Here is a 10,571-nt window from a genome sequence, read left to right on the forward strand (position 1 = left end):
GAGCCATGTCTCGACGGCCAGATGGCTGGACTGGCCAGTTGCCAGCATATCCGCGGCCAACCGCATTTCGACGTGCCGAACCGATGTCGCCGCCAGAATTATCCGCCTGATTGCGATCTCGACACGCGAGGTCCGGACGCGATCAAAGCCGCAAGCCTGATCGCGTCGTCACGGCAAAAGGAGGCGCGACACAGCCACCCCGGGTGCGGCAAACGGCGTTCGATCGGACGGATCCCAGCCCGCGTTCGAAAGGGGGCCAGGGTGGGCAATCGCCGCTTCCCTGCCCCTAAACCGGCCGCGCGCCGTCAGGTGCGCGGCCGCTAATCTAGAGCTCGCGGGGGGCCATCCTTGTGGCCCCGGCTCACCTCCGACTCCGCATTGCGAGCGGAAATCATGGCCCTGCGTCGTGTCTGGCGCATCGACCTGATCCTCTAACCTGTCCGTCCCCAGCAGCGACGGCAGCCTGCCGGTTGCCGCCAGTAGCTGCTCGGCGGCTGCGCCGTCTCGGCCTTTTTCAGTCCTGACAAGCGCTCGGCGGCCTCGTCGGCGACGCCTTGGCGGACGCCTCAAGGATACCCGCTTTGGTGACGCGGACGAGATAATCGCGCACCGTCGACCGCTCGCGGGAACGATATCAATGTGCCTAGGCCGACATGATCAATCTTCCTTTTGCTTCCATGGGTGCAAGGCGCACCACGCGCCTGTACCCCTGCCTGTCGGCGAGACCGGGGCTAGCAGTGCTAGGGCGACCCGAGCGGTGGGCTCATGCAATGGCGGCGGGGCCCGCGAGCGAGTGCCTCCGGCGAGCGACACACTTACTTATCTCTTATTAGCGCGAGGGATCGAACCCGAATGGCCGAGACGCCACGCGGCTCGATTTGCGAGAGCCCGGTGCGGCCACTGCCGCACGCGTCGAAACGATCGGCTAACGGACGCTCAAGCCTGTAGCAGCGGCACTTCCTCTGTAGCCTTGGTTTGCGCGTCGTAGATCCTGACGCGAAGGATGGGGAAGCGCTTCTTCAGCTCCGCCGCTCCTGCCCAAGCCCCGTCTCTGGTTTCAAATTCGGCCTTTAATCGACCGTCGACTTCGAGGGCATAGCCAGAAGCGGGCAGTCTACGAGCAGCAGCAACCATTTTCGTCCTTATAAATTGGGCTGATCGACGATACCTGCTTAGCGTGAGTCGGTCGGATCGCACCAGCACGTGGATAACCGGGGTTTTCTGTGAGCAGACTTCCCCGCAAATATCGCGCACCTGCGCCTCAATCCATCATCAGGAAGTTTGAGCTAGCGCCGGCCATGTTCGGGCAATCAGGTCTAACTTCAGCGTCCTCGCAGTTCGATCTCAATAAAAAATGATCACTAGGTCCTTATGTGATCGCTCTGTCTCACCTTGATTCTAGCACCTTCCAGATACCGCAACCTGCGCCAGGCTTGTTCTACGTTCAGTGGAGCGAACGTGGAGAGCCATGATTAGATGAGGTCAGTTGCTCCGTCGCGCTCGTATCCACTCCCTTCGATGTCGAAAGTTCGATTCACTGAGGCAGACGTCAAGCGTGCTGTTAGAGGTGTCCTCGACAGCGGTGGCAAAGTCGCGCGCGTCGAGATTTGGCCCGACGGACGCATTTCTGTGTTGATGCGAGAAGAAAGATCGATTCAAATCGATCCCGAGGACGACCCGGAGGTGTCCAGGAGACTGCTGTGAAAAGAGTTGGACGATCCGCGCTACCGCTACCTCGTTACACCCTGCGTAAGCGTCTAAAGGGCGACACCTTCGGTTACTTTTTCAATATTCCGATGTGGGCGCGCAAGCGGAGATGCTCGATCGAAAATGAGCCGCTTGGCACCGATTACAGCCGCGCCGTTGCGCGCGCAGAGCAGATCCTACTCCCCGCTTTCGACAGCTGGCGCACCGGTGGCGAGGACGCCAAACCAACTCACGCCGGCGTAGTCGTCGGTACGTTAGATTGGATGTTTCACCTTTACCGCCAAACTTGGTCTCAACCGACAGCCAAGCGGCTCCAGCCTTTGAGCCCAGGCCAATGCCGGGTTCACGAGACTGGGATCAAGATGATCTGCGAATACATCTTGCAGGATGGGCGACGATTGGGCGTTCGCCGCGTCTCAAGCATCGACACCGCTTTCGTCGACGACCTCTTTGCAAAGCTCCTGTTCAAAGACGTGAACGGCAAGAAAGTCGAGCGGCGCACGACGGTCAACCATGCGATGAAGACTGCTCGGAGCGCCTGGAATACGATTTCTCGAGCACACCCCGGTGTGTTTCCGCCGAAGAATCCGTTCGAAAGAATGGGCCTGCAATCGACCTCACGAGAAACGCCACACGCGACCTTCGCTGAGCTCGCGGCGTTCCGAGCCAAGGCCATCGAGATGGGCCATCCCTCTCTAGCCACCGGCGCTTTGATTGGTTGGGAATTGCTTCAACGCGAGGCACATATATTCATCCGCTTTATGGTTGATCACTACCGCCCGCCAAGCCGTCCGGACCACGTATACGTCATCAACTACAAGACGAGTACCGGATCCTGGGAGCCCTTACTGAACGCAAAAGGCGCCCCACTCTATCCGGTCTTGATGGCTGAACTCGATGCCATCAAGCAGTTGCGGCCAACTGGCGGCCTGATGTTGCGACGTGACGGCAGCAGTCAGCCTTGGTTTGGCAAGGGAGAAATGCTGACGCAGGTCCAGCGCATTACGAAGAAGATTATCTTGGCTGCTGGTTTGCGGCCTGAGCTTACGTTCACCTCGTTCGGCCGACATGGCGGTACCACGGAAGCGAGCGCGTCTGGACTTACAGAGACTCAGCTGATGCAGAAGGGCCAATGGTCATCGACTGCAGCGATGGCGCACTATCTGCACGATGACGATGAGGCCAAGCAGGATGCGCAAATGAAACGCATCAAGCGCCGTGTAAGACAAGCGAAGAGAAAGTGAACGTTTGTCAGAATGAGAATGCGCGACTTGTCAGAATGAAAGGCTGCCGACGCGCTAAATCATTGAAAACATTGGAGCGGGTGAAGGGAATCGAACCCTCGTATTCAGCTTGGAAGGCTGCTGCTCTACCATTGAGCTACACCCGCATCGGGCGTTGACCTAACACGGCCGGGCGGCCGTCTCAACTGCCCCGGCTGCGTCTTTATTCCCTGTGAACGGCTTTTATTTCCGCACAATCGGCCCATTCCCCGTGCCTGCACGGCACGCCACTGCCTTAACAGCGGCAGATTCGCTGCCTATATTCTGAGTCCCATCAACAGAGAAAGGAGGTGATCCAGTGTCTTGTCTCAAGCGCTGTCACCTCGCTGGGATCGCCCGCTAGGCTTTGACCAATGAGCCTGGCATCGGGGCGCTCTCAGCCCTGGACCAGCGAGACAACAAAACCGGGGCGCGGCGGGAGACATTCCGCCGCGCTTTTTGCTGTGCCGGCAGGCCGCAGGGCTTGTCGGTTCGGGCTTTGCCGAAACGTCCTTGGGCCAACCGTAACAAGATCAGGAGAGTTGCCGATGCTTTATGCCATTCTGGCCTACCATGTCGAAGCCGAGGTCAAGTCATGGACCGCGGAAGAGGACGCGTCCGTCATGGTCGGCCTGCGCGGGGTCCATGAACGGTTGAAGGGCCGGCTCGGTCCGGCCGCACGGCTCGGCGACACCCGCAATGCTCGCACCCTGCGCGGACCCGGCCAAGGGATGGTGGTCGACGGGCCGTTCGCCGAGACCAAGGAGCAACTGCTCGGGTTCTATGTGATCGATTGCGCCGACGAGGATGCGGCGATTGCGGCCGCGCGCGACCTGCGCCGGGTCAATCCGTCGGCGGTCTACGAGATCCGCCCGCTCAAGCTCTATGTGCCGGGCGCGGCCTTTCCCGAAACGGCAGGCCCCAGCGGCGCGTAAGGCGTGCGGCTAGCGGCTGGAGCGGCTCGGGAGCTTCGGAAGCTTGCTGGCGTCGAACTTGCGCGCAGGCTGATCCGCGTCGGACACTGCCGGCACGTCGTGGCTCGGAATCAGCGTCGCCTCGAACACGAGATCAGGCGCAGCGTCGGCCGTCCCGGAGCAGGTTGCGATCGCGCCGTTCGAGACGCCCTTCAGCCGCAGCACGAGGTCATCGGTGCCGAACACCGTTGCGTGGCCTTCGGTGTGCCGCCTGGCGGTGACGACGGCGGAGAAGCGATCGCCGTCGACATCGTATGTGCCGCTGTAGAGCATGATGCTGTCGCGGCCCCACAGCTTGCCGTCGGCGAAATGAACGATGCCGGTGCCTTCACCGAGCGACGTCCTGAACCAGGCGGCGTAGGTGCCGTCCTTGAGCATGAGTCCTCTCAACTCTCACGCATGACGCAGCCCGGAATCTGGGCATCGTGAAGTTAACAAGTGATGAAGGACGGGTGGCGGCCAACCCTTACTGACCGTCGATCTGCCGTCCCATAATGGCGATTGCCTTTTGATAGACTCCGGCGGCGTTCCAGGCCTCGATCGCCGCGAAGTTGGGTTCCCCGGGCTGATAGCCCGCGCCGGCTCGCCAGCCATGGGCCCTGAAGAAATTCGCGGTCGAGTTCAGCGCATTGGCAGCGACATCGAGGTTGCCGGTACCATAGTTGAGGATAGTCTTCGGCATGAACTGGGTCTGGCCGACCTCGCCATGCATCGAGCCGCGCTGGTTCGGCGAGATCGTGCCACGATCGATCAGCTTCAGGGCAGCATAGAGCTGGTCGGTGAAGAACTCCGGACGGCGGCAGTCATAGGCAAGCGTTGCGATCGACGACAGCATGTTCTGGTTGCCGCGCTGGCTGCCGAAGCCGGTTTCCATGCCCCAGATCGCAATCAGCGGTCCCGGCGGCACGCCGTAGCGCTGCTGGATCTCCGAGAACAGCGCCGCATGCGACTGCTTGAGCGAACGGCCGCGCGCCACGATGGTCGCGGCGCCGCGCTTGGCCATGAACGCGTCGAGCGACAGGCCGAAACTGCGCTGGCCGCGGTCGGCGGCGATGGTCGCACTGGCGTAGTTCGCCTGCATCAACGCACCAATCGCGGTTGCGCCGACGCCCTTGGCCCTCGCCTCCTCCGAAAACTCGCGCTTCCAGTTCTCGAAGCCGCCCGGGCCGTTGCCGCACTGGGCAGCGTTGGCCTGCGCGCCAAGCGACGCCACGATCGCGATGGCTGCGAGCGCCGACGTCACAAGCTGGCTGCCCTTGGTCATTCAAAACTCCTCCGCATTGGGGCCTTTGGCCTCCGGCCGGCCAAGACGATGGCCGAAGGAACATGACNCCGCCGATGAACGGCTCGCCGGCGCGCGCGCCTGGCGCATCCGACATAGCCTAAGGGTCGCCACGATATGGCGTGACAGGCGGATTGACCATCCCGGCCAGGTCCGCAATGCCGGGACATTTGGCCCCGGCGCCGAGATGACTCCCTCTCCCGGCTGCCCGGCGGTTGACATTGACGTTAATGACAAGGTGCTAGGCCGGCCTTCGACAGGAGATCGCGATGAGAATTCAGGAGGCGGCGCGTCATCTCGGCGTCAGCGCCCGCGCGCTACGGCACTATGAAGCCGCGGGCCTGATCGTGCCGCGCCGGACCTCGAACGGCTATCGAAGCTACGCTGCATCAGAGATCGAGCCGGCCGCGTGGGTGTGAGATCTGATCGCGTCGGGCTTCTCGACCCGCGAACTCCGCAATCTGCTGACCGCACTGGACGACGGCCGGCGCAGTGCACGCGTGAACTGCTCCGCGGTCATGCAGGACAAGCTCGACCAGATCGATCGCGCGATCGCGACGCTTCGCAAACGGCGTCGTGCCCTGGCGCTTCGGCTCGACGGGCCGGATCGAAGCCGCAGCAACAGATGAGAGCTTATAAGAAAGGGCTTGGCAATGAAGGTGCTCAATATCCTGGCGCGACGTTACCTGCCCCTGGAGGCGCTCGATGCGGCCGTCGCCTTTTACGAGGCCTTGATCGGTCAGCAGGCCCGCCTGCGCTTCGACTATCCCGAATACGATCTCAGGCTCGCCCAGGTCGCCTCGATTCTGTTCATCGCCGGGACCGAGCAGAGCCTGCAGCGGTTCACGGCGACGCACCTGACGTTTCTGGTCGACGACATCGACGCGTTCGCCGCTCACCTCCCAGGTGTCGGCGCCACGGTCCTCGAGGCCCCCAAGCCGGTGCCGACCGGCCGCAACATGCTGGTGCGGCATCCGGACCAGACACGCGTCGAATATGTCGAGCATCGCGACAAGCACCCCGCGGACGTATTGCCCAGAGCTTGATGGCGCCGCTCGGCTCCCTCCAAGACGTTGATCAGCGACGGGAACGTACGCCGCGGCCGATTCCGGGTATCGCGATCGCACGATGGCTAGCATCCGGCGCAAAGCAGTTCGCGTGCCGCTGCATGACGCATTTTTGGCGCGGCGATGACGTTCGCCGCTTTTTTGCTGCGTGAGTTCGTCGCAGAGACTTCGCATCCCTGTAACACTTCGCTCCCAGATTACGCGCGCGTCGGCCACGACGCGGCCGCTGTTTTGCAGCCGTGATGCCTGAAAAGATTTTTCGCTCACACATTCTCTCGCACGGGAAACAACAATCATGATGGTCAAGGGATCGCGCCCGCATGCCGGGTGCTCGCTGTTCAAGCCGGGCCTTGCGCTGGCAATACTCGCCTCCACCGCGCTCGCCAGCACGCTGGCCCGCGCTGACGATGATGGCGTGCATTTTCGGCCCGGCCATCTGCTGCTGAGCCGCGCCGTCTACGACAGCAAGGCCGTCACCATCGTTCCCGGCACCACGCAGCTGCCGCCGAACTGCACCGCAGGCAATTGCGCCGCCGCAGTCGCCGACGGCACCTATCCCACCGTGTGGAGCAACGACACCGTCGACGGCTCGTTCGGCATCACCTCGAAGATCGTGCTCGACGAGCTGCGGCTCAACGGCGATCGCGTGCAGTCTCTGGAAGTGCCTAACAGCACCGAGCACGACATCACCGGGAAGCGCGACCAGATGGTGACGAGCTTCCCGTCGAAGTCCGAGATCGCGCTGAACCTGTCGCTCGACCACCGCGTGGTCTCGTTCATGGGCTATCTCGCCCCGGTCGGCGCCATCGACGTATCGAATTCCAACACCCCCGGTGTGGTTGACCCGACCAATCCGGTGCCTAGCATCTATTCGCGCGTGATCGCCACCGTCGACGAGCACGGCCACTTCACCTTCACCAAGACCAATGCCTACAGCGGCAACAACGGGCGCGCCGCGATCCTCAACGATCGCCATGGCGCCGATGTGTTCTACACCACGGGTAACGCCGGCAACGGCGGCAACCCGCAGCCGAACGGCATCATCCTCGGCGCCGGCGCGCAGATCATGACGCAGGCGCACGCCCCACTGGCGCAGCAGGCCGAACCGGGCACCCCGACGCCGGTCGGCAGCTTCAACGTGACTGAGCTCGCGCTGAAGGCGGACAAGATCGGCAAGGACACCAACTTCCGCGGCCTCACGGTGTTCAACAACGTCATCTATGTCACCAAGGGCTCCGGCGGCAACGGCGTCAACACGGTGTACTTCATCGACACCTCGGGCTTCGACGCCAACGGCAAGCCGCTCGCGTGCCCGACCGGCATCGGCGTGCCGAGCGCCACGGCGACGTTGCCGACGACGCCGATCGTCTACAATGCCGCGAACCTGCAGACGCTCGGCGTTACGCCCTACAATATGTGCGTGCTGAAGGGCTTCCCGACCAATCTCGCCAAGACCGCGACCACGTTCCCGTTCGGCATGTGGTTCGCCGACGCCAAGACGCTCTACGTTGCTGATGAAGGCAACGGCACCGCGACCTACAGCGCGGGCACCTACGCCGCCGCGGCGGCGCAGACCACCGCAGGCCTGCAGAAGTGGGTGTTCAACGACGCGACCGGCAGCTGGTCACAGGCCTACACGCTGCAGGCGGGCCTCAATCTCGGCGTGCCCTACACGGTGAGCGGCTATCCGACCGGCAACAACCCGACGACCAACCTGCCGTGGGCGCCGGCGACCGACGGCCTGCGCAACATTACCGGCCACGTCAATCACGACGGCACGGTGACGATCTGGGCGATCACCTCCACCGTGAGCGGCAACGGCGACCAGGGCGCGGATCCGAACCGGCTGGTGAGGATAACCGACAAGCTCGCCACCACCACGCTGCCGGCGGGCGAGAGCTTCACCACGTTGCGCACCGCAGGATTTGGGGAGGCGCTGCGCGGCGTGTCGTTCACACCGGGCACCGATCCGGATTGGCAGCACGAGGCCGGCCGCGACCACGACCACGGCGACCATGACGCGGATTGATTGCGGCGCCGCGACAAAGACAGCGTTGCACGCGGGTGTCCCCCGCGTGCAACGCACCTTCCGCTGTTCGCGCGAAGCTTCAGCAGTTCGAGCGCGTCACCGCGCACGTTGTTCGGTAAAGAGCGGGCGGCGTTTCGTGAGAGGCACGACAACAGGCTTCTGTGCGCGAGGCTGGCGCGACGCGGAGCTCACCAGGATCGGCTCCTGATCTCCAAGCACGGTCCGCTCCTCGACCAGGCGGCTCATCACCACCCGCATCTTCAGGATGTCCCCGGCCACGAAGGCGCAATCCTCGTCCCGCATGATCTGCTCACGCATGATCGCCTCGGCCTCGAGCATGCTGATCCTCAAAGCCCTGATCTGTCTGCGAATCTCGTTGATGCGGTTGTTCATGGCGGTGTCTTCTCCGGGACCACCGTCATAAGAACAAATCATGAACAAATAGTCAATCAGCCGGAACGTGAATCTCGTTCGTGCATGCAAAGGACGCGTGCGGCGATGTGGCTACCGAGAGCACGGCGGAGGTCCTCACTGCCCCGGCGCAATCGGACGATCTGACGTCACCACGTTCATGTCGAAGAACGTCTTGAGCCCCGCAAAGGCTGTATCCGGCGTGACGATGATGTTGACCGGCACTTTCCTGAGGTAAGCGCCAAACCGTCCCTTGCCTTCGAAGCGGCTGCGAAAGTCCGAACGCGCTAGATAGTCGACGAAGCGCGGCACGATGCCGCCGGCGAGATAGAGGCCGCCGGACGCGGAGAAGGTCAGCGTCAGGTTTCCGCAGACATTCCCCAGGAAGCAACAGAACATGTCGAGCGTCGCGCGGCTCGTCTCGCAGCGTCCCGATGCGGCCGCGTGCACGATCGACGCCGCATCGCGGACGGGCGCGCCGGCGCTGTCGATGGCATTGATGGCGCGATAGAGGTTTTCCATTCCGGATCCGGACAGCGCACGCTCGATCGAGACATGGCCGAACTGGCTGCGCATGCGGGCGATCACTTGCTCTTCCCGGTCCGACGTCGCCGGCAAGGTCGCATGACCAGCTTCGGTGATGATCGCCAGCGACGACGGACCGCGCGGCACCAGACAGGACGCGCCAAAGCCGGTCCCCGGGCCGACAACCAGCATCGGCCCACCGGCGACCGGATCCTGCCCGCCAAGCTTGACCAGATCGTGCGCGGTCAATGCTGGCAGCGACCACGCCATGGCCTCGAAATCGTTGAGCAGATGCACGGCCTGGAAACCGAACTGCCGTTGCAGCTCGGCAGCGTCGAACGTCCACCGGCTGTTGGTCAGCGTGACGCGATTGTTCTCGATCGGTCCGGCGACGTCGATGATTGCGAAGCCGGTCGACGCTCGCGCGCCCTGCTGATCCAGGAAAGCCGCCATCGCATCAGCCGGGGTCTCGTGATCGGCCACCTTCATGTGCGTGATCGGGCCAACCGTTCCCCGATCGAGGAGCGCAAACCGCGCGTTGGTGCCCCCGATGTCGGCGAGCAATGCTTGATCCATCCCCGTCATTCGCGATCCGCTGTCCCTCGTGATCGGCCCGGCTACATCTCGCAGCACGAGCCATCTTGATACCATCGACGGATAACGACCAGCGCAGCGTCAGTCGGCTCCCGCCCTTCCGCAACACCGCGGACCTGCCAACGGTTCCATTGGCGACGCCGACCGAGTGCCACGGTATCAGTATCGCATGCTGGCGCGCACCGGCGGCTAGTGTCAGGACCAAGAAGTAGTGTGGCGCTGGTGGATGGAGCCCGCCTTCGCCCGTTGGGCTTCGGCGTGGCAGCCTTCGCTCACTTCGCTACAATGGACATTGCCGGCTTGCCCAGTCGAAACTCGCGAAGCGAGCGAAGGCTGGTGGGGGAGGAAGGACTCGAACCTTCGAAGCCATGAGGCGGCTGATTTACAGTCAGCTCCCTTTGCCACTCGGGACACTCCCCCGTCCAACAGCGCCAGACCGGCCGCGCGAGTGGCGGCGGACCGGGTCATCGAAATGACGCTGATAACCGCGCAAGCCCGGTTCAGGCGCGCGGTCGGGCGCCGTTATGGGCGAAGGGACCGGGCAAAGTCAACCAAGCAGGCCGGCTATTTGCCGGTTAAATTGCCAATATTCGGCAGCCGTGACACAAGCCTCCCATGAGCGACCGCGACCGCAAACCCAATTTTCGAAGCAAGGGCGGTAAACCCTTCCAAAAGAAGCAGAAATTCGTCCGTCCGCCGGCGTGGCGGGAGCGCGACTCC

General features: G+C 63.0%; 11 protein-coding genes and 2 tRNA genes. 7 read left to right on the forward strand and 6 right to left on the reverse strand.

Translation table 11 applies throughout. The features are described 5' to 3' along the window. Both AS156_RS43745 and AS156_RS26545 read left to right on the forward strand, forming a co-directional pair. Nucleotides 1-324 (forward strand): hypothetical protein (locus tag AS156_RS43745; protein WP_210184220.1); only part of this gene is annotated, 324 nt, incomplete at its 5' end. A gap of 1,376 nt (nucleotides 325-1,700) precedes the next feature. Continuing rightward, nucleotides 1,701-2,951 (forward strand): site-specific integrase, encoded by a 1,251-nt coding sequence (locus tag AS156_RS26545; protein WP_245313077.1) that lies wholly within the window; start codon nucleotides 1,701-1,703, stop codon nucleotides 2,949-2,951. Nucleotides 2,952-3,023: 72 nt separating this feature from the next. On the opposite strand, the gene AS156_RS26550 is transcribed toward AS156_RS26545, so the two are convergent. After that, nucleotides 3,024-3,097, reverse strand: a tRNA-Gly gene (locus AS156_RS26550). A 420-nt stretch (nucleotides 3,098-3,517) separates the two neighbouring features. Here AS156_RS26550 and AS156_RS26555 point away from each other — a divergent pair. Continuing rightward, nucleotides 3,518-3,904 (forward strand): YciI family protein, encoded by a 387-nt coding sequence (locus tag AS156_RS26555; RefSeq protein WP_066510697.1) that lies wholly within the window; start codon nucleotides 3,518-3,520, stop codon nucleotides 3,902-3,904. 9 nt (nucleotides 3,905-3,913) lie between these two features. On the opposite strand, the gene AS156_RS26560 is transcribed toward AS156_RS26555, so the two are convergent. Together AS156_RS26560 and AS156_RS26565 are read right to left on the reverse strand one after the other, a co-directional pair. Continuing rightward, nucleotides 3,914-4,321 (reverse strand): hypothetical protein, encoded by a 408-nt coding sequence (locus tag AS156_RS26560; RefSeq protein ID WP_066510699.1) that lies wholly within the window; start codon nucleotides 4,319-4,321, stop codon nucleotides 3,914-3,916. Nucleotides 4,322-4,409: 88 nt separating this feature from the next. After that, entirely contained in the window at nucleotides 4,410-5,207 is a 798-nt protein-coding gene (locus tag AS156_RS26565; RefSeq protein ID WP_066510701.1) for a lytic murein transglycosylase, read from the reverse strand. A gap of 287 nt (nucleotides 5,208-5,494) precedes the next feature. On the opposite strand from AS156_RS26565, the gene AS156_RS41200 reads away from it, so the two are divergent. From AS156_RS41200 to AS156_RS26580, 4 genes are all read left to right on the forward strand, one after another. After that, complete coding sequence (locus AS156_RS41200; protein WP_082747750.1) at nucleotides 5,495-5,644, forward strand: MerR family DNA-binding transcriptional regulator; 150 nt, start codon at nucleotides 5,495-5,497, stop codon at nucleotides 5,642-5,644. 6 nt (nucleotides 5,645-5,650) lie between these two features. Beyond that, the gene (locus tag AS156_RS46105; RefSeq protein WP_430641816.1) at nucleotides 5,651-5,854 is read left to right on the forward strand and encodes a MerR family DNA-binding protein; all 204 of its coding nucleotides are present in this window, start codon (nucleotides 5,651-5,653) and stop codon (nucleotides 5,852-5,854) included. Nucleotides 5,855-5,878: 24 nt separating this feature from the next. Then, nucleotides 5,879-6,271, forward strand: a complete 393-nt coding sequence (locus AS156_RS26575; RefSeq protein ID WP_066510706.1) for a VOC family protein — start codon at nucleotides 5,879-5,881, stop codon at nucleotides 6,269-6,271. 316 nt (nucleotides 6,272-6,587) lie between these two features. Next, nucleotides 6,588-8,321 (forward strand): hypothetical protein, encoded by a 1,734-nt coding sequence (locus AS156_RS26580; RefSeq protein ID WP_066510709.1) that lies wholly within the window; start codon nucleotides 6,588-6,590, stop codon nucleotides 8,319-8,321. A 96-nt stretch (nucleotides 8,322-8,417) separates the two neighbouring features. On the opposite strand, the gene AS156_RS26585 is transcribed toward AS156_RS26580, so the two are convergent. The 3 genes from AS156_RS26585 to AS156_RS26595 all read right to left on the reverse strand — a co-directional run bounded on the left by AS156_RS26585 (nucleotide 8,418) and on the right by AS156_RS26595 (nucleotide 10,271). Next, nucleotides 8,418-8,714: a hypothetical protein gene (locus AS156_RS26585; protein ID WP_082747760.1), complete on the reverse strand. Its 297-nt coding sequence runs from the start codon at nucleotides 8,712-8,714 to the stop codon at nucleotides 8,418-8,420. 135 nt (nucleotides 8,715-8,849) lie between these two features. Then, complete coding sequence (glk, locus tag AS156_RS26590; RefSeq protein ID WP_066510713.1) at nucleotides 8,850-9,833, reverse strand: glucokinase; 984 nt, start codon at nucleotides 9,831-9,833, stop codon at nucleotides 8,850-8,852. 352 nt (nucleotides 9,834-10,185) lie between these two features. Continuing rightward, nucleotides 10,186-10,271, reverse strand: a tRNA-Tyr gene (locus tag AS156_RS26595). Between the last annotated feature and the right edge of the window lie 300 nt (nucleotides 10,272-10,571).

It is taken from the genome of Bradyrhizobium macuxiense, assembly GCF_001542415.1.
In the GTDB taxonomy this organism is placed as follows: Bacteria; Pseudomonadota; Alphaproteobacteria; order Rhizobiales; family Xanthobacteraceae; genus Bradyrhizobium; species Bradyrhizobium macuxiense.

Excerpts from the sequence above, each read along its gene's own strand:
- AS156_RS26565 (WP_066510701.1), bottom strand. The coding sequence starts at position 5,207 with ATGACCAAGGGCAGCCAGCTTGTGACGTCGGCGCTCGCAGCCATCGCG.
- AS156_RS26555 (WP_066510697.1), top strand. The coding sequence starts at position 3,518 with ATGCTTTATGCCATTCTGGCCTACCATGTCGAAGCCGAGGTCAAGTCA.
- glk (WP_066510713.1), bottom strand. The coding sequence starts at position 9,833 with ATGGATCAAGCATTGCTCGCCGACATCGGGGGCACCAACGCGCGGTTT.
- AS156_RS26585 (WP_082747760.1), bottom strand. The coding sequence starts at position 8,714 with ATGAACAACCGCATCAACGAGATTCGCAGACAGATCAGGGCTTTGAGG.
- AS156_RS41200 (WP_082747750.1), top strand. The coding sequence starts at position 5,495 with ATGAGAATTCAGGAGGCGGCGCGTCATCTCGGCGTCAGCGCCCGCGCG.
- AS156_RS26580 (WP_066510709.1), top strand. The coding sequence starts at position 6,588 with ATGATGGTCAAGGGATCGCGCCCGCATGCCGGGTGCTCGCTGTTCAAG.
- AS156_RS26575 (WP_066510706.1), top strand. The coding sequence starts at position 5,879 with ATGAAGGTGCTCAATATCCTGGCGCGACGTTACCTGCCCCTGGAGGCG.
- AS156_RS26560 (WP_066510699.1), bottom strand. The coding sequence starts at position 4,321 with ATGCTCAAGGACGGCACCTACGCCGCCTGGTTCAGGACGTCGCTCGGT.